The organism is Vibrio kagoshimensis (assembly GCF_050337535.1).
Lineage (GTDB): Bacteria > Pseudomonadota > Gammaproteobacteria > Enterobacterales > Vibrionaceae > Vibrio > Vibrio gallaecicus.
This window is the reverse complement of the sequence record NZ_JAKJSZ010000025.1, coordinates 24,022-44,372: the sequence shown is the minus strand read 5'-3', so window position 1 is coordinate 44,372 and position 20,351 is coordinate 24,022. Positions and strand designations below refer to the sequence as shown.

19 protein-coding genes are annotated in these 20,351 nt (G+C 41.5%); 14 read left to right on the top strand and 5 right to left on the bottom strand.

Annotated features, from left to right (window positions below; all coding sequences use genetic code 11):
• Positions 1-50: 50 nt before the first annotated feature.
• Positions 51-2,546 carry a bifunctional diguanylate cyclase/phosphodiesterase gene (locus L4C37_RS19860; protein ID WP_429769604.1) on the top strand — a complete coding sequence of 832 codons (2,496 nt, stop codon included), beginning with the start codon at positions 51-53 and terminating at the stop codon, positions 2,544-2,546.
• A 157-nt stretch (positions 2,547-2,703) separates the two neighbouring features.
• Positions 2,704-5,187: a bifunctional diguanylate cyclase/phosphodiesterase gene (locus L4C37_RS19855; RefSeq protein ID WP_429769602.1), complete on the top strand. Its 2,484-nt coding sequence runs from the start codon at positions 2,704-2,706 to the stop codon at positions 5,185-5,187.
• A 167-nt stretch (positions 5,188-5,354) separates the two neighbouring features.
• Here the strand turns inward: L4C37_RS19855 and L4C37_RS19850 are convergent, their stop codons facing one another.
• Positions 5,355-5,987 carry a tRNA-uridine aminocarboxypropyltransferase gene (locus tag L4C37_RS19850; RefSeq protein WP_429769600.1) on the bottom strand — a complete coding sequence of 211 codons (633 nt, stop codon included), beginning with the start codon at positions 5,985-5,987 and terminating at the stop codon, positions 5,355-5,357.
• Positions 5,987-7,528, bottom strand: coding sequence for a COG3650 family protein (locus L4C37_RS19845; RefSeq protein ID WP_429769598.1), 1,542 nt, complete (start codon positions 7,526-7,528; stop codon positions 5,987-5,989). Before L4C37_RS19845 ends, L4C37_RS19850 begins: the two co-directional genes overlap by 1 nt.
• Before the next feature lie 39 nt (positions 7,529-7,567).
• On the opposite strand from L4C37_RS19845, the gene L4C37_RS19840 reads away from it, so the two are divergent.
• Positions 7,568-8,038 carry an EVE domain-containing protein gene (locus L4C37_RS19840; protein WP_429769596.1) on the top strand — a complete coding sequence of 157 codons (471 nt, stop codon included), beginning with the start codon at positions 7,568-7,570 and terminating at the stop codon, positions 8,036-8,038.
• A 71-nt stretch (positions 8,039-8,109) separates the two neighbouring features.
• Here the strand turns inward: L4C37_RS19840 and L4C37_RS19835 are convergent, their stop codons facing one another.
• Both L4C37_RS19835 and L4C37_RS19830 read right to left on the bottom strand, forming a co-directional pair.
• On the bottom strand, positions 8,110-8,937 hold the full coding sequence (locus L4C37_RS19835) for a Cof-type HAD-IIB family hydrolase (protein WP_273296078.1): 828 nt from the start codon (positions 8,935-8,937) through the stop codon (positions 8,110-8,112).
• 137 nt (positions 8,938-9,074) lie between these two features.
• Positions 9,075-10,070: an alpha/beta fold hydrolase gene (locus L4C37_RS19830; protein ID WP_273296077.1), complete on the bottom strand. Its 996-nt coding sequence runs from the start codon at positions 10,068-10,070 to the stop codon at positions 9,075-9,077.
• Positions 10,071-10,149: 79 nt separating this feature from the next.
• Here L4C37_RS19830 and rhtB point away from each other — a divergent pair, with 79 nt between their 5' ends.
• The 7 genes from rhtB (at position 10,150) to L4C37_RS19795 (ending at position 16,525) form a co-directional block, all read left to right on the top strand.
• A complete protein-coding gene (rhtB, locus tag L4C37_RS19825) occupies positions 10,150-10,767 on the top strand; it encodes a homoserine/homoserine lactone efflux protein (RefSeq protein ID WP_429769594.1) in 618 nt (205 codons plus the stop codon).
• Positions 10,768-10,804: 37 nt separating this feature from the next.
• Positions 10,805-12,019, top strand: a complete 1,215-nt coding sequence (locus L4C37_RS19820; RefSeq protein ID WP_137375479.1) for an EAL and HDOD domain-containing protein — start codon at positions 10,805-10,807, stop codon at positions 12,017-12,019.
• A 97-nt stretch (positions 12,020-12,116) separates the two neighbouring features.
• Positions 12,117-12,458, top strand: a complete 342-nt coding sequence (locus L4C37_RS19815) for a metalloregulator ArsR/SmtB family transcription factor (protein ID WP_429769592.1) — start codon at positions 12,117-12,119, stop codon at positions 12,456-12,458.
• 40 nt (positions 12,459-12,498) lie between these two features.
• Positions 12,499-13,500, top strand: coding sequence for an ArsJ-associated glyceraldehyde-3-phosphate dehydrogenase (locus tag L4C37_RS19810; protein WP_137375481.1), 1,002 nt, complete (start codon positions 12,499-12,501; stop codon positions 13,498-13,500).
• Between the two features lie 24 nt (positions 13,501-13,524).
• Positions 13,525-14,028 carry a cyclin-dependent kinase inhibitor 3 family protein gene (locus L4C37_RS19805; RefSeq protein ID WP_372266350.1) on the top strand — a complete coding sequence of 168 codons (504 nt, stop codon included), beginning with the start codon at positions 13,525-13,527 and terminating at the stop codon, positions 14,026-14,028.
• Between the two features lie 136 nt (positions 14,029-14,164).
• The gene (arsJ, locus tag L4C37_RS19800; protein WP_429769590.1) at positions 14,165-15,385 is read left to right on the top strand and encodes an organoarsenical effux MFS transporter ArsJ; all 1,221 of its coding nucleotides are present in this window, start codon (positions 14,165-14,167) and stop codon (positions 15,383-15,385) included.
• 126 nt (positions 15,386-15,511) lie between these two features.
• Positions 15,512-16,525, top strand: coding sequence for an acyltransferase (locus tag L4C37_RS19795; protein ID WP_429769588.1), 1,014 nt, complete (start codon positions 15,512-15,514; stop codon positions 16,523-16,525).
• Positions 16,526-16,606: 81 nt separating this feature from the next.
• Here L4C37_RS19795 and L4C37_RS19790 read toward each other — a convergent pair whose 3' ends face one another.
• Positions 16,607-16,936 carry a DUF2500 domain-containing protein gene (locus tag L4C37_RS19790; protein WP_137375485.1) on the bottom strand — a complete coding sequence of 110 codons (330 nt, stop codon included), beginning with the start codon at positions 16,934-16,936 and terminating at the stop codon, positions 16,607-16,609.
• A 245-nt stretch (positions 16,937-17,181) separates the two neighbouring features.
• Here L4C37_RS19790 and L4C37_RS19785 point away from each other — a divergent pair, with 245 nt between their 5' ends.
• The 4 genes from L4C37_RS19785 to L4C37_RS19770 all read left to right on the top strand — a co-directional run bounded on the left by L4C37_RS19785 (position 17,182) and on the right by L4C37_RS19770 (position 20,288).
• Entirely contained in the window at positions 17,182-17,556 is a 375-nt protein-coding gene (locus L4C37_RS19785; RefSeq protein WP_137375486.1) for a DUF4145 domain-containing protein, read from the top strand.
• A gap of 922 nt (positions 17,557-18,478) precedes the next feature.
• On the top strand, positions 18,479-19,099 hold the full coding sequence (locus L4C37_RS19780) for a lysoplasmalogenase (protein WP_273294476.1): 621 nt from the start codon (positions 18,479-18,481) through the stop codon (positions 19,097-19,099).
• Between the two features lie 228 nt (positions 19,100-19,327).
• Positions 19,328-19,564, top strand: a complete 237-nt coding sequence (locus L4C37_RS19775; protein WP_273294477.1) for a YecH family metal-binding protein — start codon at positions 19,328-19,330, stop codon at positions 19,562-19,564.
• Between the two features lie 139 nt (positions 19,565-19,703).
• Positions 19,704-20,288 (top strand): YhgN family NAAT transporter, encoded by a 585-nt coding sequence (locus L4C37_RS19770; protein ID WP_137375489.1) that lies wholly within the window; start codon positions 19,704-19,706, stop codon positions 20,286-20,288.
• Positions 20,289-20,351 lie beyond the last annotated feature (63 nt).

Genomic DNA, 20,351 nt, shown 5'->3' with positions numbered 1-20,351 from the left:
ACAGTGGTTGCCAACACGTTAATAATTATAAATTGTGAACAAGGCTTGGCATGCAAACGTATACTTTTTTAGCTCATACTGAGGAACTATTAGAGTCTCAGTTGATGGAACATGAATGGAATACTAATCATAGTTATCTCATTCAATTATTTTCTACTCAACCTGCTGATGTCGCCCAAAGCTTTGCTCGTGTTGCCCTTTCTAAGGTTCCTTCCCCTATTATTATTGGGCAAAGTGCTTGTAATATTATCCGTGATAACCTGCTTCAAAATACTGGCACAATTCTTATAATCAGCGAGTTCTCACATACTCGTTTAACTTCAGCCGTACAAGTTTTTACGGAACTGCCGGAAAGAGATAGCCAATTCCTCGTTGAACAACTGCGAATATCCTCAGACACACAAGCTGTGATTAGCTTAAGCGATCAGCTGAATGCGCGGGACTATCCAATTTACAGCGCATTTGAACAGCTCCCTTATGTGGTCCCTGTTGCTGGTGGTTTGTGTCAAGAAAACAAATTTGGTCGTTGGGTCTTACATAATGCTGATGTTTACCAGCATGCTTGTGTGGCGGTCTCACTCACTAACCCTGACCTAAAAGTATGGTCGGACGCATACTCAGAGTGGAACCCTATTGGAATGAAGTTACGCGTGACCAAAGCTGAAGGTCGTCGAGTATACTCTTTAAACGACAAGCCAATCTTTGAAGTGTTTAAGCATTATTTGTCTGATGGTAAAGATCTACCGCTTAACCAGATGATGAGTTTTCCGCTGTATCGGGAGTCAGGCAAAGAGAAAGGTATATCAACGCCACTCCGGATTAACAGTGACGGCAGTATTGAGTTCGACAGTGTTTGGGAATCCGGTCAATATGCTCAGTTTTGTTATAACCACCCATCTCTCACCTCTGAAAAAGTACGTCATGGGGCAGAAGTTCTGTCTATTCATCAGCCCGAATCCGTCTTTATCTACAACTGTGCTTCTCGTCTAGAATTCATTGATGGCACAACAGAGCTAATGCCGTTTAAAGGAATTGCTGAAACGACAGGGGCGTATTGCATGGGGGAGTTATATTATGACAACGGAAAGCAAGAAATTTTGCACCATAGTTTAACCTACCTCGCGATACGTGAATCTCAAGACCTTAGAGAGTTTTATCGTTCTGAGCAAAAGTCAGAGTCAACCGTCTCCCCATTATTGAATTTAGTGCGAAATGCAGTGGCAGACCTGGATCAGATAAATGCTGAAATGGAAAAGAAGCTGCATCAGCAAGCAAGAAAGCTAACGGATAATTACCGCATTGATTCTAGGACTGGTTTGCCGAATCGGATGGCTTTAAAAGAGCGGTTGAATGAGCTCGCATTCAGTGAGCACTTGCTTACTTTAAAGCTGACTAATTTTAATCATGTGAACGAAAAATATGGCTATCAAGTTGGTGACCAACTGTTACTCGACCTATCTAGTCACTTCATTCGTCGCCTTGAAAAAAGGCTGAGCCAGATACCACTGAAGATAAGCTTGTTTAGTATTGGAGTTGGAGAGTGGGCGCTGATTTTCAACGCCAATACTGAAAGTCATCTTATTAAGCAAAAATTTGTTCAGTTTTCCGATGATATCGAACGAATTAACTTTGAGCCTTATGGTTTATCTGACGTAGATTACCTTTCTGTTTCTTTATGTGGTGGGTTTGCCAGCCGGTGTGATTTTTTAAATGAAACTGGTGAAGAGATATTACTCAAAGCCATCGAAGCAAGGCGTTATGGTGTTCGAAACAATACCCACATTACCAATGCAAAAGATATTCAGGTTAGTGAAGAGGATCGTAAAGAACGCATAGGTTGGTTAAGTTGTGTGAGCCGCGCAATCCTAGACCAAAAAATCATTACTTACACACAGCCGATTGTTTCGGCCAGAACCCATGAAGTGATTGCTCAAGAGTGTTTAGTGAGAATCATGGAGCCGGATGGCAAAATAGTCATGCCGGGTAAGTTCCTGCCTATTATTACTGATACGCACCTATACACTAGACTCAGCCGACATATGATAAAGAGTACTTTAGGGTATATGGCGGATAAACAAGGTTCATTTTCCATTAACCTATCCCCTCAAGATTTGTTTAGTGACAAAACGCTCGAAGTGCTAGAAAGTTCAATCCTGAATATGAATGATCCCACTCGACTTGGTTTGGAAGTCTTAGAGTCAGAACAAATAAAAGACTATGGTCGTATGATTGAAGTGTGTAACCACTTTCGTGCACTCGGGGCTCGTATCATAGTGGATGACTTTGGTGCTGGGTATTCGAATATCGATGAAATCATTAAGCTTGAGCCACAAATTATTAAGTTAGATGGCAGTTTGATTCGAAATATAGATCAAGATATTAAGCAACGAAAAATTGCTTCACAGCTCGTGCGATTGTGCCAGGTTTTCAATGCGAAAACTGTGGCCGAGTTTGTTCATAATCAGGCAGTTTGTGATATTACAAAGGATATGGGTGTCGACTATTTGCAAGGTTATCATTTAGGTAAACCGAAACGCTTGTTTTAGCAAAAAACGAAAGAAATTAACTGTATATTGGTGGCGCATTCCATAAACTGGATGACACGGACCTCACATTATTAATAAAGCTATCAGTTTTATTACGTGCATAGCACTAGAAATGCGAGCAGAATAACAAGCCATTAACCTAAAGATTAATGTGAATATGCAGTCTATTTCAATCTTGGTACAAGATTTTGACCAACTTCAAACGGAGTTAAGTCAGGTCTCTTTTTTATCTAATGAAAAACTATTAATTCAGGTCTTTTCTTCATTTGAAAAGAGTCGAGTTGAATCTGCATGTCTGGAGATTAAAAAGACTTTCCCCAACGCTCAGCTCATTGGCGCAAGCGCAAATCATTTTATTCGTAAAGGTGAAATAGAGTATCAAGGCCTTTATCTTATTATCACTCGCTTCTCTTCAGTTTCCCTTTCTTGCAGCCTTGTCTCATATAGTGATGACTTAGCAACCGACAGCGCGCAAATGTGGCACCAATTAGAATGCACTAAGCATACTCAAGCCATTATTTGCTTTGCCGACCGAATGAATATGAGCAAACAAGCTCTTTTTTCCTCATTCAATCACTCTCGATTGCAAATCCCGATTGCTGGTGGTGCTTCGACGATTACTGATTACGGCCGCTGGGTCATGTTGGATGGTTGTTGTTATGAAAATGCTTATGTGATGGTGGCTCTGCATGGCTCCGATTTGGCTATTGCCAAAGGCTTTTACACCGAGTGGAACCCAATAGGTAAAACATTCTGCGTGACTGCCGCTGATGGGAAATTGGTTTATGAACTGGATGGTCGCCCAGTAAGAGAACTTTATAATCATTATTTAGCGGATGGTCTAGAAGTACCTTTAGAGCAATTGCATGATTTTCCATTAATGGTTGGTGAGCCTAAAGACCAAAGTATTTTTTTACCGATGAGAATTGTCGACGATAATGCGCTTGAGTTTAATGGGGAGTTTAATGTAGGTGATGAGGTTCGTTTTTGTTACGACCATCCATCGCTGACCCTAGAGCAAGTGCGGAATGGTGTGCAGCAAGTCGCTAGTCACGCTCCCGAGCAATTTTTTATTTATAACTGTACCTCGCGTCTTGATTTCATTGAAGGCAACCAAGAAGTTTCTGTGTTCCAAAATTTGGCAGATAGCTTTGGTGTATATTGTATGGGGGAGCTGTTCAGAGATGATGACCAGCAGCGATTATTGCACCATAGTTTGACCTATATAGCATTGAGAGAAGGGGTTCACTCTAGCGAACAAGCCACACCTATCAATAAAACGGCAAGTGCAATATCGCCATTATTTTCTTTGATCCGAAATGCGCTTGTTGATGTTGATGACATGAACCAAACCATGACGAGTAAAATACAAAAACAAGCGACAGAATTGACGGCGAGTTATCGAGTAGATCGTCGGACTCAGTTACCAAATCGTAGTGTATTGAGAGAAAAGCTCGCGCAGATGAAGCCATCAAGCCATTTATTGAGCTTAAAGGTGAGTAACTTCAGCCAGATAAATGAAAAATATGGCTATCACGTGGGTGATCAGCTATTGAATGATTTAAGTGAGTACTTTCAAAAAGCTCTTTGGAAGCTATTTGATAAAGACTGCTTGTTGTACAGCATTGGTATCGGTGAGTGGGCGGTGGTATTTGAAAGTATGCAGAGTGAAGAGTTTATACAAATGCGTTTCTCTGAATTTGCAGATACAACAGAGCATGTAAACTTTGAGCCGATGGGGCTACCTGATATTGATTACTTGTCGGTGTCTCTAAGTGCTGGCTTAGCGAGCCGTTGCGACTTTCCTAATTTATCAACTGACGATTTACTGCTTAAGTCGATAGAAGCGCGCCGTGATGCGGTACGTAATAATAAACACCTAGTGAATGCTCGAACCTTAATTAAGTTAGAACAAGAAAGGCAAGAGCAACTTGGCTGGTTATCTTGTGTTAGCCGTGCGGTTTTACATAAAAACGTGGTCGCTTGTGCTCAGCCTATCGTGGCAGCTCATACCCATCAAGTGGAAAGCTATGAATGTTTGGTTCGTATTGAAGAAGATGGAGAACTCATCGCACCAGGTAAATTTCTACCTATTATAGAAGGTACACACCTATACACTCGTCTCAGTCGACAGATGATTACTCGAACGTTTGAGTGCATGAGTGAAAGAACCGACTCTTTTTCGATCAATCTATCTCCTCAAGACCTAACCAATGAGAAAACCTTATATCACTTGGAAGATGCCATTGGATTGATAAGCCACCCGCAGCGTATTGGGTTAGAAGTCTTAGAGACAGAACAAATTAAGGATTACAGCCGTCTGATAGAGGTATGTAATCACTTCCGCGATTTAGGGGTGAATATTATTGTGGATGATTTTGGCTCGGGGTACTCGAACATTGATGAAATATTAAAACTCGAACCGCAAGTCATCAAATTAGATGGCAGCTTGATTCGCAATATTGACCAAGATGAGAAGCAAAGAAAAATAGCACAACAACTGGTGAGTTTATGCCAGATATTGAATGCAAAGACGGTCGCTGAATTTGTTCATAATCAGCAGGTTTGTGAAATTGTTGAAGATATGGGGGTTGATTATTTGCAAGGCTTTTACTTTAGTGAACCGAAGCGTTTGTTCTAACGCGTTGACTTGTGCTCAGTGGAGCTTGGCAATCTGCTTATAATCATAAGGTTTAAAGTGGATGAGAATAAAGGGGCTGACGTTCCACGTGAAACATCCATGCATATGATTTGCAATAAAGGGAAGCGCTAGCTTCCCTTTATTGTTTGTGTTGTTACCTTAGCTGCTTACTGCAGTTTATGCCCGCACTTATCCGCTTTATAGACTTGTAAATACTGTTCAAAGTACTGCTCAATTTGGTCAGCTTGCTGATCTTGGTTGAGCTCTCTAAGCAATTGGATACCGACTTCACAAGTGCATAAATGACCAGTTTCTTGGTTTCGCCTTAGTGTATACAGGGAATCTTGAGTGGTTTGCAGATGAATCGCGGGTAATGATTTTAGCCATGGGCTTTTATTGAGCATCTTCTTTGCTTCTTGCCAGGTTCCGTCCAGCATAATAAATAGTGGCTGGATACGCTCTTGGCTCGCAGGCAGGCTTTTTATGATTTGCTGACAAGATTGGCTGGTTTCACTAGGGAAGAGAACAAACGCCTGAAGCTTAGGCTGAGCAATCTTTTTAAGCAACTCTATCGGAGGCTCTTTTCTCTGCCATGTATATACGTGGCAGTTTTCTAGGGTTTGGTTGAGCAGCTTTCCGGTATTGGTTTCGCGAGAATGCTCGTTCTCATGAGTTAAGAGCGCTAACTCAATCGAGCTGTCCACTTGTGGTGTTTGATCGCAAATGCATTGGTGCTTAAACCCACAACCAGTACATACTTTTAGCTCTTGCTGCTCTTGCTGCTCTTGCTGCTCTTGCATTACAGCATGACTCCGTCTTGTACTGGAGTGATTTTGTCAGCGAAGAGTATTACGTCAGTTACATTATTACCTTGAACAACCGGTGCTACACTCGGGTTCATTGGATAGCTTACTCCGGTGTAGCTTAATTTGTGTTGAGCTGGCGTTGCTCCTCCACCTCGAACATTGAAGATAAGATCTTGCCAGCCATGATTTTGGTTTTTGCCTAATCGAATATCATCTTGTACTAGGGTGATACGACTATTGAAACGCCAATCATCATTATGGTTTTCAAAGATAAGCAATGTACACCCACCGGAGCCGCACCAATCTAACTGCGCTAACAGTTCATCATTTCCATCACCATTGAGGTCATAGGTCAGCCACCTATATTTGGTGTTGTCTGGGGAGGTTTGGTGGATCTTGAAATATCGACGAATGGCATTGTCGACGTCTTGATTAAAAGCGGAGCTGGAGTTTATCTGTTTTGCCGATAAATCTACGGATGTATTTGATGCTTTTTCAACTTGAGTGCTTAGCGTTGATTTTGCTCTAAATAAGGTAAGCCCCCCATTCGAGATAGGGTAAACCACGTTACCAACTTTTTCTTTTTCTGCAGTTAACTGATAACCATCACGAGTAAAGATTCGTTCTGATATTAAATATTGCTGTTGATGCTGTGTCATTACTACTTGCACTTGATCTTTATTTAACTGTTGCCAGAAGCCTTGCTCGATAATAGATGGCTCGCCGGAAGTATAAGAATAAGTGGTCGTTGCACTATGGTTGTCATGCAGCTCTAGTTGAACAGAAAACCCTATGTTATCCGTTGAGCTAGCAAAATATAGCCCAGACCAATCCAGAGTTGAGTCGACATTCGCTACAGTTGCGCACCCATCTAAGTCTTTACTCCCAATAGTAAGTTGAGATTTCCAACCGTATATTGAATCGCTCATTCCATCGTTACAGGTTTCTTTTTGTAGCTCAAGATCACCGTCATTCAGGCTATATTGCCTTTTATCAGCGCTTACTCGACTTGATTGGATAGCAAGATTCTGTGGTTTATCACCCATTGGGGTATAAGTAATTTGGTCTTTGTTAAAAGATGCAGACCAAAAAGGTTCTGTACCAAAGGCACGAGTCGGGCGAAGCGGTTGAGAGCATCGTTCAGGGTTTTCTGTAGTCAGTAAATTGACTTGCTCAACAACAAAGCGAGCTGTGAAATCTGCGTTATAGCCTGTTTGGCTGGGAACACTAAGGTGACCAATCATCTCACCATACATGGTTTGATAAGGTCTTGAAGGCAGAGCCAGTGCTTGTTGAAGCGCGCCTTTAGGGAGATCTAACCAGTATTGTTGCTGGCTACCACAAGGAGTGAAGGTTCGGGTCTCATGTCCGACAACCACTTGCCCACGCATGATGAATGTTTGAGGTTGAATGCTTTTAGGTTCATCTAAAGTTGCTGGTGGTAACTCAGGTTCAGTGACAACTTCAGGTGCGGAGCTGCAGCCTTGAAGTGCCAGAATAGCCAGCCACGTTGCTGGGTTTTTAAATGCCTTCATGTTATATCTTCCTATGAGCAACCGTTAACTGGATTTATTATGGCATATTGGTTATTTAAAACAGAACCCGACACATTCTCAATTAACACATTACGGACACAAAACTCCTCCTGTTGGGAGGGGGTGCGCAATTATCAAGCAAGAAATATGATGCGTGATGATGTGAAGTTGGGTGATTTAGTGCTGATCTATCATTCTTCATGCAAAAAGGTTGGGGTAGCAGGGATTGCAAAAGTGACCCGAGAAGCGTACCCCGATCATTTTCAGTTAGATCCGGAAAGCGATGATTACGATCCAAAATCTACCCAAGAGAATCCTAGGTGGATCATGGTTGATGTCGAGTTTGTACGAGTAACAAAAAGGCTTATACCCCTTGCGACATTAAAAGCGATGCCTGAGCTTGAAAATATGCCTTTGGTCAAACGTGGAAACCGCTTATCAATCATGCCCGTTTCAGAAGCAGAATGGACGGCAATTTTAAGTAAAGAGACATTACCGAAGCGCAGTTAAACTGTCTGTTGGAAGGATAAAAAGCAACCGAGTGGTTGCTTTTTTTAGGCTAAATACAGCTCGCTAATCGCTTACAGCAAGTGCTCATGCAGATAATGAGCGACAGCGTCATCGGCGTTGCTACCAATTACTTCATTATTTGGTAAAGCTTTCAATACTTTTTCATGAGATGTACCCATCACTAAGCCTTTGCCAGCCATTGAAAGCATCTCAGCATCATTCATTCCATCACCAAAGGCAATACAATGCTCCAAGCCTAAATTCATAGATTTAGCCACGGCTTCTAAAGCGTGACCTTTAGATACTTCATCCGCCATCACTTCTAAACACCAAGGTGTTGAGAATGCGATGTTTAGCTTGTCACCCAATAGCTCATTGAGTTTGTCTTCAAACGGAACAAGGTATTCGTGTTCTTGGTTAGGGTGAGTGAAGAAAATTTTAGCAATACCTTCTTGAGGGGCATTGTTGATGTCAAATAAACGATAAGTGAATCCGGTTTGGTCATGGAAGTTCTTCATGCCTTCGTCATCACGGTTCATTAGCCATTCGTCATTCATGTAAATATGAATGAAAATTTCCGGATCATCTTTAAGGACATCAACAACTTGTTGAACTAGGTGAGCAGGAATGTTCTTTGCGTAGGTGAGGTTATCATTTAAGTCATGAACACGTGCACCGTTGGATGTGATCATGTAGGCAGGAATGCCGGTTTGCTCGCGAATGCCTGCAACATCTACATGGTGACGACCAGTAGCAAAAATGAAGGTATAACCTTGCTGGTGCAATTCAGTGAGGGTTTGCTTAGTAAAGTCGCTGAGCTGGTGGTTTGGAGCGAGTAGTGTGCCATCGAGATCTGACGCGACAATTTTAACGGTATCTTTTAATGCAGAAGTAGTCATTTAGCCCTCATTGCGTTGTTATGAATGCTAGTGATCTAGCATCGTTTTTTTGACCTACAAATTGTATGCGAAAACAGAGAAAGAAAAGAGGGTAAAGGTCACTGACTTCTCTTCCTCTTTAGCTAGTTTGCTATTGTTCAGCGCTTATCTTGAGCGCTTAAAAAATCACAAATGGCATCCAGTGTTTGGTTTCGATACTGATCTTTTTCAAAGAGCACTTCATGCTGCGCATTGTTAATGATCTTAAATTGGCAGAAAGGGTTGGTTTTAGCCAGTTTTTTGATAAAACGAACTTGAGCTTCATTACTCACAATCCTCTCGCTTCCGGCTTGAACAATCAGTAAGGGGATTTGAATTTGGCGAGTTTGCTGAATACATTGCTTAGCAGCCATCAGACCTTGCCATACCCAGCGAGTGCTGGCGCCGCCCACTTTCAATTCGGGTTTTTCTTCATAGAGTTTACGAAACCATTGATAGCGAACGTTACTTTGCGTTAAAGGATTATCTTCAAATGGTTTTTGGAAGTATTCCTTTTGTCCTGGAGCATAGGTTGCTTTTGTACTAATGGCTGTTAGCAGTTGGCTTAGTATTAGTGCCACTGGTTTTAAGTACCATTCTGTATTTACACCATACATTGGGGCACACAGTGCGACTTTATCAAAAGTATGTTCCGGTGTGGTTTGCAAGTACCGAGTTGATATCGTACTTCCCATAGAATGACCTAATAAGTAGCGTTCTTTATAGCGCTCTATCTGGAAGCTTTTCACTAAAGTTGCCATGTCAGCGACATAATCATCAAATTCTTGGATGTGCCCAATGTCAGAGTCTTTTACCAATCGTTCTGATAATCCTTGCCCTTGATGATCAAAGGAATAAATATCGTAGCCTTTTTGAAAAAGGTCGTAGAAAAGCTCTTGGTATTTCCAGCATGACTCAATACGCCCATTAACAATGACAATGACTTTATTGTGTTCAGGATGGGTATAACTGCACCAGTATGATTTTCTTTTATGGGATGTTGTAACATAACCTTCATTTCTTTGTTGCCAAAGGTTGGCTATTGGGTGTTTAATCGCTTGCTCGAACTGATGCTCTTGCGTATAAGAAGGGTGCGTGGCACCTGAATTTTCCATGATGAAAATGCCTAAGTGAAACAGTGAGAGCGTAGTCGCTACTAATGATATTAGATTAATGAACTCATAAGGAAATGCAATGGATACTCATGTTTGGTTAGCTTATGTTGTTACCGCTATTCTTTTTAGCCTAGCACCTGGTTCTGGTACCGTTAACTCAATCAGTAATGGTTTGAGTTATGGGACGAGGAAGTCATTAGCATCGATTATTGGCCTGCAACTCGGTCTTGCTTTTCATATTGTTCTTGTTGGTGCAGGTATTGGTGCTTTGGTCGCGAAATCGGCTCTAGCATTCTCTGTTATCAAATGGGTGGGTGTGATCTATTTAGTTTGGTTAGGTGTTCAAAAGTGGCGAGATCGCTCAAGTTTGATCGCACAAACCGGCGAAGGAACTAAGTCGAGTTGGGACCTTATGCGTAACGCAGTGTTGATTAATTTGACCAACCCTAAGTCAATAGTTTTCCTTGTGGCACTTTTCCCACAATTTATAAACCCAATGCAACCTCAGATGCCACAACTTTTGGTTCTAGGTGTTACGACAGTTGTTATTGATGGTATCGTAATGCTTGGTTACATTTCATTGGCGGCACAAATGGGTCGATTTATTCGTTCTGACCGCGTAATGGGCAAAATTAATAAAGTATTTGGTGGTATGTTTATGGGCTGTGGAGCTCTACTTGCTGCCGCGAAAGCATAATGATAATAACGGCTTAACGGATTAAAATAGAAAGACAATGACTTCAACGTACGTCGCGCGCCAACCGATCTTTAACCGAAAAAAGCATACATTAGGTTATGAGCTGCTTTTTCGGGATGGGGAGAAAAATGCTTATCCTTCGCATATTGGATCTAATCGCGCGACGTATCGATTAATTGTCGAAAACTTCCTGTCTGTTGGGATAAACCCTTCCATTCCTACATCTCGTTGTTTCATCAACTTTCCGTATCAAAGCTTGATTCGTCGCTTACCATTGAGCCTACCTAAAGATAAAGTCGTGGTGGAAGTGTTGGAAACATGTTCGCCAACAGATGAGTTATTTGAAGCCATTAAAGATCTGTACCGGCAAGGTTATATGATCGCGCTGGATGATTTCACGTTGACTGAAGAGTGGAAGCGATTTCTTAAATATGTCCACATTATTAAGCTCGACATCATGCAGATGGGGCTTGATGCTGCCTGTGAATTGGTTCGTGAGCATCATGGGCAAAAATACAGTTTTCTAGCTGAAAGAATAGAAACATTGAAAGAGTTTGAACAAGCGAAAGAGGCTGGTTTTAAATTCTTCCAAGGTTATTTTTTTAGTAAGCCAGAAATAATAAAAACGAAATACGTGAGTCCAGAGCAAGCCATTGCCATGGAGCTATTTCAAGAAGTCTGCCAAGCTAATGTGGACTTTAAACGTGTAGAAAGTATTGTTGCGAAAGATGTGGCACTTTCTTATAAGTTACTGCGTTTTGTGAATACCATGTCTCCTCGCCTTGAAGTGACGATATCCTCTTTTAGACAAGCGCTTGTTTATCTTGGTCAAGATAAGTTGAAGATGTTTGTTTCACTCGCCGTCGCTTCGTATATTGCAGACTCCAAGCCAAAAGAGTTGCTTAACTTATCTCTTCAGCGAGCTCAATTTTGCCAATTGATGTCACGCTACCAGCCCTTTCAAAACCATACTGAACAAGCCTTTATGATTGGCTTATTCTCCATGTTGGATGCACTACTTGATCTGTCGCTGGAAAACCTTGTCGATCAACTCCCATTATGCAAAGTCATTAAAGTCGCCTTATTGCGCCGAGAAGGACCCTATGGAGTGCTATTAGCATTAGAAGAGAGCTTTGAGCTTGCTGATTGGAAAAGTATTGAAGGTTATTGCCAGCAGTTAGGATTAAATGCTGAAGATGTACAGCATGAATTGGTTCAAGCTCAGCGTTGGAGCCAAACCATGCAGCTCTAACATTGAATATGAATATTTGATGACAAACTAACGCACGCCTTGACGTGCGTTTTTTAATAACTAATATATATGCATATCCATATATGAGTATGTAGTTATGCTTCCTCACCAATTCTTTAAATTACTATCTGATGAAACAAGAGTGCGCTGTTTAATGTTGATAGTACGCCAGACTTGTTTATCGGTTGGTGAATTAACACAGGCATTAGAAGAAAGTCAGCCAAAAATATCTCGTCACTTAGCGCAATTACGTTCGAGTGGCATTTTGACTGATGTTCGCCAAGGGCAATGGGTTTTTTATCGCCTGTCACAAGATTTACCGGGTTGGATGCTAAAGTTGATCGACGACCTTATCGCATCAAACTGTTTGAAAATTGAATACCAGCAAGACATCACGCGTTTAGAAGCTATGAGCTCACGCCCTGTATGTTGCGTTTAAATCCAAATTTAAGTTTCACCACTAGCTGAGAGAAAAGACAATGACAGTTAAAGTAGGTATTAATGGTTTTGGTCGTATTGGCCGTCTAGCACTTCGCGCGGCATTCGACTGGGCTGAATTAGAATTCGTACAAATTAATGATGTAGCTGGCGATACAGCAACATTGGCACACCTTCTTGAGTTCGATTCAGTGCAAGGTCGCTGGAACCACGAAGTTGCTGTTGAAGGCGATGAGATGATCATCAATGGACAGCGCATTAAAACCACTCAAGAGCGCGATCTTGACGCTATTGATTGGTCGGGTTGTGATGTAGTTATCGAAGCGACAGGTGTTCATCGTAAAACTTCTTTCCTAAATAAATACCTTGAGCAAGGCGTGAAGCGTGTTGTTGTCTCTGCACCAGTGAAAGAAGAAGGCGTTGCGAATATTGTTGTTGGTGTGAACGATGAAATCTTCGATCCAGCAGTACACAAGATTGTGACAGCCGCTTCTTGTACAACTAACTGTATTGCCCCAGTGGTTAAGGTAATTAACGAAAAACTAGGTATTGAACAGGCGGCGTTTACGACCATTCATGATCTAACCAATACGCAGACTATTCTTGATGCGCCTCACAAAGACTTACGCCGCGCTCGTGCATGTGGCATGAGCCTTATCCCTACAACAACAGGTAGTGCAACCGCTATTGTTGAAATTTTCCCTGAGCTAAAAGATCGAATTAATGGTCATGCGGTACGTGTTCCTCTTGCGAACGCATCACTAACCGACATCATCTTTGATGTGAAACGTGATACGACTGTTGAGGAAGTGAATGCGCTACTTAAAGAAGCATCGGAAAACGAGTTAAAAGGCATTCTGGGCTTTGAAGAGCGCCCACTGGTTTCTATTGATTACAAAGGCGACCAACGTTCAACGATTGTTGACGCGCAATCAACCATGTTAGTTGGTAAGCGTATGTTGAAAATCTACGCTTGGTATGACAATGAAATGGGCTACGCAACTCGCACTGCTGAGCTAGTTCGTACTGTTGGTCTGGCGTAAGCCTTGGTTTCTAGGAGAAAAATAATGACAAATTCTACTGCTCACCCAACGTGGGAACTTAACCTTGAAACTGGTGCTTTGGTACTGACTCCGTGCCCTGGTACGAAAGAATCGAACCTTGATGATTCTCTTGCCCAGCTTAAAGCGCAAGGTGTTGAAGCGATTGTGACTGCGCTTGATGACGCAGAACTAGGAAGCAAAGGCGTTTCTGAGCTGGGTGAAAAAGCCCAAGAGCTTGGTATGCAATGGTTTCAAATTGAAATTGAAGATGATAGAGCTCCGGGTTCTGATTTTGATTCGAAATGGCAAGCTGCTAGCCCAGCACTGCATGATGTAGTGAATAATGGCGGCAAAGTGGCTATGCATTGTATGGGCGGTTCGGGGCGTACTGGTTTATTGGCTGCTCATCTGTTACTTGAAAAAAATTGGGACATTGGAAAAGTGGTTCAGGAAGTTCAAGCTCTTCGCCCAGGTGCTTTTACAAAACCAATTCAAGTTGAATACATTCATGGTGTTGCTGCTCAGTAATCATTAATGGTCTAGACCGAGTTAATAGCTCGTTATAGTAAGGCTAAGTGATTAAGACTGGTTAAAGGGCTTTTGGGACACCATGATCCAAAAGCTCTTTTTATTTGAGCCCATGGTTTGAATTTGTGAGAAACGTATGTTTTCAAACTTAAGTAAAAGTGTTCGCCAATATATGTTGGTGACATTCAATTATTGGAACTTCACCATTACTGATGGTGCTCTTCGTATGCTGGTGGTGTTGTATTTCTACGACCTTGGCTACAGTTCGTTAGAGATCGCCTCACTGTTTCTTTTCTATGAATTCTTTGGTGTGGTGACCAACTTAATTGGCGGTTGGTTAGGGGCTCGTCTTGGTCTCAATAAGACCATGAACATCGGGTTAGGGATGCAAGTCGTCGCCTTGGGCATGCTCGCAGTGCCAAGTGCAATGTTGACTATTCCATGGGTCATGGCGGCGCAAGCTTTATCGGGCATTGCAAAAGATCTTAACAAGATGAGTGCCAAGAGCTCAATTAAGACTTTAGTGCCGGATGAGCAGCAGGGTGCGCTTTATAAGTGGATAGCGATTCTGACAGGGTCTAAGAATGCACTTAAAGGCGCTGGCTTTTTCATTGGCGGCTTACTGCTTTCGACTATCGGTTTCCAATATGCAGTACTCGCCATGGCTGCGGTTCTCACATTAGTCTTCATTGGCAGCGTATTAAGCCTAGAAGCAGATATGGGCAAAGCGAAAACAAAACCTAAGTTTAAACAAATTTTTTCCAAGTCAGACTCAATCAATATTCTTTCTGCGGCGCGAATGTTTTTGTTTGGTGCTCGTGACGTGTGGTTTGTGATTGCGTTGCCGATTTACCTAGGCAGTGTGTTTGGTTGGAACCATTCATGGGTAGGCGGCTTTTTAGCGGCTTGGACCATTGCTTATGGTTTTGTGCAAGGTATCGCACCTAAGATTACCGGTAAGGCCCAAGGTAAAGTACCAGATGGGTATGCTGCTTTATTATGGGCTGGAGCATTAGCGGTTGTAACTGCTGCTATTGCTTACGCTGTTCAAATCGGCTGGCAACCAGAAGTGGTTATCATCGGTGGTTTGATGATATTTGGGGCAATCTTTGCTGTGAACTCATCGCTACACTCATACCTGATTGTGAGTTATGCGAAAGGTGATGGTGTGTCTCTTGATGTCGGTTTTTACTACATGGCGAATGCAATGGGTCGTTTGATTGGTACTATTTTATCTGGCTTGGTATTCCAAATGGCTGGCTTGTCAGCGTGTTTATGGGTGTCTTTCGCTTTCTTAGCACTGACCACTTTGATTTCTCTTCGACTACCGAAGGTTCCGCAAACTTCAGCCGCCTAGCCTAAATAAGCGATATGTAACTCCTTTAACAATAAGCTGACTTGGCATGTATACCGGTCAGCTTTTTTATTGCTATAGTTTGATGATTGAATATTAATCAGATACTTAAATGGAATAGAAAGCTCTATGAAGCAACGAGTATTGTTTTTTGACTTAGCAAGATGTGTCGCTGCGGTTGCCGTAATTGCTATTCATGTATTGGCGCCTTATCGTCATGAATTGAATAGTATTCCATTTGGAGAATGGTTTACCGCTATCACGGTAAATGGTTTTAGCCGCTGGGCGGTTCCTGTCTTTATCTTGATCACTGGTGCTCTTATGCTGAGTGACCAGCGCCCGTTTGACGCTAAATATTATGTGCAGCGCCGGTTGGGGAAAGTTCTCATCCCTTTCATTGTTTGGTCTTTGTTTTATACCTATTTATCAGGTTGGTCATTAGAAGGCTTTGATAGCGGTGTGAGTTGGCAAGTATTGGCTGAAAGTTATCACCATTACACTTATTACCATTTAGGTTTCTTTTATTACTTCATCCCTCTGTATTTCGTGATTCCTTTCTTACAAATCATGCTTCGAAAATATGGTGATAAAAGCATTTATGCCCTAACTGGTGTGTGGCTGTTTACAACGTTACTGTTTTTACTCGGTATTGATGGACCTTGGAGTCATGAATTATGGCTTTACACGGGTTACTTGCCGTTAGGCTACATCCTTTATAAAAAGGTACCGTTAACTAAAACCACTATGTGGTCGATTGTCACCCTTGGTGGTTTAGCGTTATTTGCTACCGTATTTATGGTCGTGGATGCCAGTTTGGCCGCTGAAAAATACACTGTAGGTCGCTGGCTTTCATATAAAACGCTGAATACCGTGATTATTGCCAGCATGGTTTTTTTACTGTGTCGTTATTTCGGAGAAGGGCTCTCAGATAAAAGTAATCAACTCGTGAGCTTTGTTAGTAAATACAGCTTGGGCATTTATCTGTTACATCCGATTTTCCTATGGCCGATGAAAGAGTTTGGTTGGTATCAAGGTCATCCTGCTTGGGTTATACCTCTGTGGGTATTGATTGGGGGGGCTGGGGCATTATGGATGAGTTGGTTGTTGGCGAAATCAAGTAAGACTCGCTGGTTACTGCCGTAGAGTTATTGCAGCCATAGGTTAAATTGTAGAAATGAGTTGCAGAGCAGCGTGGGAAGCGCTCTGCAGTCTTAATCGATAAACCTATCGCTTTAACGCAAAGTGCAAAAACTTATCACCTTGGTAGGTCATTGTGCCTTTATCCCCAGGAGATAGGGCATGGAAATAATGGATCCCCACTTGAAACTCACGTTTTGGACCAATGCGACCTTTTTGTACATATATCCAATACTCTTGGTCTTCTTGTCCTGGTTCAGCATCAGGAAGATCAATGGATTGTTTATCTAAAATAGTGACATCAGCTTTTTGTTCGGGTGCATTTTCACCTTGCATGTGTTTTCGATAAAAACTCACAAATACCCAACCAGCGAGTAGGGCAAGTGTAAAAATGGCAAAAAACAGTGTGCTAGGCATATAACCCTCCAAATAATCGTAGGTGATATTTTAGTGTTACGGGCGTTTATAGGTTGTGTGTTAAGCCTCTATATCGTTAATTCCCATATTGATAGATGGTTATTTTTCGGCTGACATCACATTTACAAACTAGTGAGGGATAAGGCATTGTTATTTATTGTCTCTTTCTCACGTAAAAAGATTAGGGTTTATAGAAGAATAGGCAAATGCTCAACTAGAATGATGAGTAGAGTAGGAGGGCCGAAATGACAGACATAGAACAAGTAGTGACAAGAACTCGAAACATTGAGAAGTTATTACGGCTTCAGTATCACGCTGAAGGTGAAGGATTACATGAACTCATTACAAGTTGCGAAGAGCGGCTGCCTCATGATGTAGTGAGTAAACTAAGATACGTAGCGACGTGTCGTAATAAAGTTGTGAAGGATGATAAATCTGAACTAGAAGATCAGGCTAAATTTATATTAATGTGTGATGACTGTGAAAAAGAGCTCACACCAAGGAGTAGCCGATTTATCTGGCGAGTGGCTATTTTATTGATGGTAGTGATGACATTAGCAGCAGCTGGCTTTTATTACGCCAATTGGGATGTACTCACGCATCATTTTTTATCTAAATAATCCGATTTCATAAAGAAAAAGGGACGCATTAGCGTCCCTTTTTCTTTAGTAACTTTATAAGTTGCTTAGTACATCATCGGCAGTGTCATTAGGCCAACAACTACTGCGATCATTACAAGCCCTTGTTTTTGTGAAGAAGAAATCATAACACTGCCCCTTGATTTGGTTGATACTCTTTATGCTTATTAGAATAGCACTGTTTTTGGTGTTTATTCAAGTATTACTTTTGAAGCTTCCAAAAGTAGCATTAAAGTTAGCTAAAACTAGGTTGTTTTGTCCATGTTTAGCTATTGTTTTGATGTGGTTGCTAATCGATCTAAGTGCTCTTTAATTGAGCTTTGTTGTTTTAACTATATGAAATTAATGAAATTTTCAATGTAATGAATATTGTTAATAGTTGTTAAAGTGTATTAATAGATTTCATGGTTTGGGATGTTGCACTGAGGCTTGTTTGTTGGTTTTTGATGGCTTTGTATGTGGGGTTTTCGTTCGTCGGGGCATAACTTTGGTGATTTTTAAGATATTTAATTTAAATCTCGTTGGTTTGAATGATTGGCGAAGCTATGAGTTCTATTAACTTTATAAGTTGTGATTTTAATTGTTAAGTTATTGTTTTTTATTGTTTAAATTCTTAATTTTTTCCAGTTTAAATGTTTTTTGTGTAAAGGTTTTCGAGAGGATGGTTAATAGCGAACGTAAAGTTTGTAGGCTCGGAAGGTTGAAATCGGTCTCGCGGTGAATAATTGTCATAAAGTGGTCAAGGTCAGGAAACTAGAATAGTTCCTTATTAAATCCTCTTATCTAATTTTTACCGTAGCTTTTTAGTGGAACCGTAATCAAGATCCAATTTTGAAGTGCTGGCTCTTTACATCAAAGCCAGTGTGCCTAGACTGACCGCGATTTGTAGTAATAAGGTAAGCGTATGTGGAGTTGGTTGGCGGTTTCATTAGCAAGTATTGGAGCTGTATCAGGTACGAAACATGGGTTTATCGCTCAGTCCTTACTGTATAAAATCTTTACCTTTGCCTTACTGATCATCATTGCTATGACTCAGGCTTCTATCTATGAGCATACATATTGGATTGTGGGCGGTTTAGCGGTGTCCGCACTTGCTGATACTTTGCATACCTTAAAGCGAAAACGTACCTTTCATTTCATTTGCTTCCTTGTTGCCCAATTTTGTTACAGCAAAGCATTTTGGCTTCAATTGTCCGGAGAGATGGTTTGGTGGCTATTTGCCTTATTGCTTGCCGCAAGTATTGTTGCTTTCTTTTTATTGCTTCCTCAGCTAGATAAACTGGTATTCCCAGTCGTTATTATGGGCATCATGCTTATTCAACTGTCTTGGGCGTCAGGAGAAGTGTGGTTAACCTCACCAACGCTAGCGAGTGGTATTGGTTTTGTTGGTGCGTGTGTATTACTGCTTTCAGCTCTTGCCTATGCACTGAATAGCTATCGCAGCCCGATTCGCCGTTCCTATGTTTGGGTCACGGGCAGTTACTTCTTAGCTCATGGGCTAATAGTCTCGTCTCTAGTTCTTTAACTGCTAGCTCGTTACTCATTTACGGCTTTGCTTGTTAAATTCATGACTAGTATGGTTCGTAATTCTTTTTCTTACGCTGCCTAACAGCCTCTATTTTAAGTAGGCGTTATTTAAATCGCGTAGTGGAGTCAGCTACGCAGTTAATTAAATAAATCCTGTTTAGTATCAAACTGATTTTTTCATACATCAGTATTCTAGGTCTTCGTTGATTAAAATGAGACTTATAAGATGACAACTGAAATTCATGCCCATAGTGTTTTAAACCTGCTGAATGAAACCCCTCTGACCCGAGAAGAACTGGAAGCAGTATTGGCAGAGCAATATGGAGCGGATGCACGCTTTCATACTTGTAAACTCAACGACTTAGATTTAGACCGTTTATTAACCTTCTTTCTTAAGATGGAAAAAGTGGTGTTAGTTGGTGACAAGCTAAGTACAAATACCCATCGTGTATGCAGTCATTAAGTTTATTATTACGTACTAGTTCGTTGATATACTTTGATTTTTTTGTTTTATAATCTCTGAAATAATAGTGTATCTAGAGTTCGAAAAGCGAGATTGAGGCTGCTATACTCCGCGCAACTTCGCTTTTCGAGACAAACTTATGGAAATCTTATCCGCAGCTACCATGCTGTTTCTTATTATGGATCCGCTTGGTAACCTCCCAATCGTCCTTTCTATCCTTAAGCATATAGACCCGAAGCGTCGTCGTATTGTTCTCGTTCGAGAGCTAATCTTTGCACTTATAATCCTGCTGCTATTTTTGTTCGCAGGTCAAAGCATCATGAACTTCTTACATGTTCAGCCTGAAACTTTAAGTATTTCTGGCGGCATAATTCTATTCATTATTGCCATTAAGATGATCTTCCCAAGCGCCGGCAGCATTACTGGGTTAGCGGCTGGTGAAGAACCGTTTATCGTGCCAATGGCAATTCCTATGATTGCGGGTCCATCGGTGATTGCTGCACTGATTCTGCTTTCGACGCAGCACCCGGATAACATGTTAGAGCTCTCTGGAGCAGTGATGCTAGCGTGGGGCGCGACTTTCTTTATCTTGATGTTTAATGGCTTCTTCCTACGAGTTCTAGGAGAAAGAGGCTTGAAGGCGATAGAGCGTTTGATGGGCTTGCTACTAGTAATGATCTCGACTCAGATGTTCCTAGACGGCGTGAAGGGTTATCTTGGATAGTTCTTACGCGAATTGAACAAACAAAAAGGCAGCTCAAGTGAGCTGCCTTTTTGTGTCCCCTAA

Coding starts and splice junctions, on each gene's coding strand:
- L4C37_RS19860 (WP_429769604.1), top strand. CDS start 51: ATGCAAACGTATACTTTTTTAGCTCATACTGAGGAACTATTAGAGTCT.
- L4C37_RS19855 (WP_429769602.1), top strand. CDS start 2,704: ATGCAGTCTATTTCAATCTTGGTACAAGATTTTGACCAACTTCAAACG.
- L4C37_RS19850 (WP_429769600.1), bottom strand. CDS start 5,987: ATGCAAGAGCAGCAAGAGCAGCAAGAGCAGCAAGAGCTAAAAGTATGT.
- L4C37_RS19845 (WP_429769598.1), bottom strand. CDS start 7,528: ATGAAGGCATTTAAAAACCCAGCAACGTGGCTGGCTATTCTGGCACTT.
- L4C37_RS19840 (WP_429769596.1), top strand. CDS start 7,568: ATGGCATATTGGTTATTTAAAACAGAACCCGACACATTCTCAATTAAC.
- L4C37_RS19835 (WP_273296078.1), bottom strand. CDS start 8,937: ATGACTACTTCTGCATTAAAAGATACCGTTAAAATTGTCGCGTCAGAT.
- L4C37_RS19830 (WP_273296077.1), bottom strand. CDS start 10,070: ATGGAAAATTCAGGTGCCACGCACCCTTCTTATACGCAAGAGCATCAG.
- rhtB (WP_429769594.1), top strand. CDS start 10,150: ATGGATACTCATGTTTGGTTAGCTTATGTTGTTACCGCTATTCTTTTT.
- L4C37_RS19820 (WP_137375479.1), top strand. CDS start 10,805: ATGACTTCAACGTACGTCGCGCGCCAACCGATCTTTAACCGAAAAAAG.
- L4C37_RS19815 (WP_429769592.1), top strand. CDS start 12,117: ATGCTTCCTCACCAATTCTTTAAATTACTATCTGATGAAACAAGAGTG.
- L4C37_RS19810 (WP_137375481.1), top strand. CDS start 12,499: ATGACAGTTAAAGTAGGTATTAATGGTTTTGGTCGTATTGGCCGTCTA.
- L4C37_RS19805 (WP_372266350.1), top strand. CDS start 13,525: ATGACAAATTCTACTGCTCACCCAACGTGGGAACTTAACCTTGAAACT.
- arsJ (WP_429769590.1), top strand. CDS start 14,165: ATGTTTTCAAACTTAAGTAAAAGTGTTCGCCAATATATGTTGGTGACA.
- L4C37_RS19795 (WP_429769588.1), top strand. CDS start 15,512: ATGAAGCAACGAGTATTGTTTTTTGACTTAGCAAGATGTGTCGCTGCG.
- L4C37_RS19790 (WP_137375485.1), bottom strand. CDS start 16,936: ATGCCTAGCACACTGTTTTTTGCCATTTTTACACTTGCCCTACTCGCT.
- L4C37_RS19785 (WP_137375486.1), top strand. CDS start 17,182: ATGACAGACATAGAACAAGTAGTGACAAGAACTCGAAACATTGAGAAG.
- L4C37_RS19780 (WP_273294476.1), top strand. CDS start 18,479: ATGTGGAGTTGGTTGGCGGTTTCATTAGCAAGTATTGGAGCTGTATCA.
- L4C37_RS19775 (WP_273294477.1), top strand. CDS start 19,328: ATGACAACTGAAATTCATGCCCATAGTGTTTTAAACCTGCTGAATGAA.
- L4C37_RS19770 (WP_137375489.1), top strand. CDS start 19,704: ATGGAAATCTTATCCGCAGCTACCATGCTGTTTCTTATTATGGATCCG.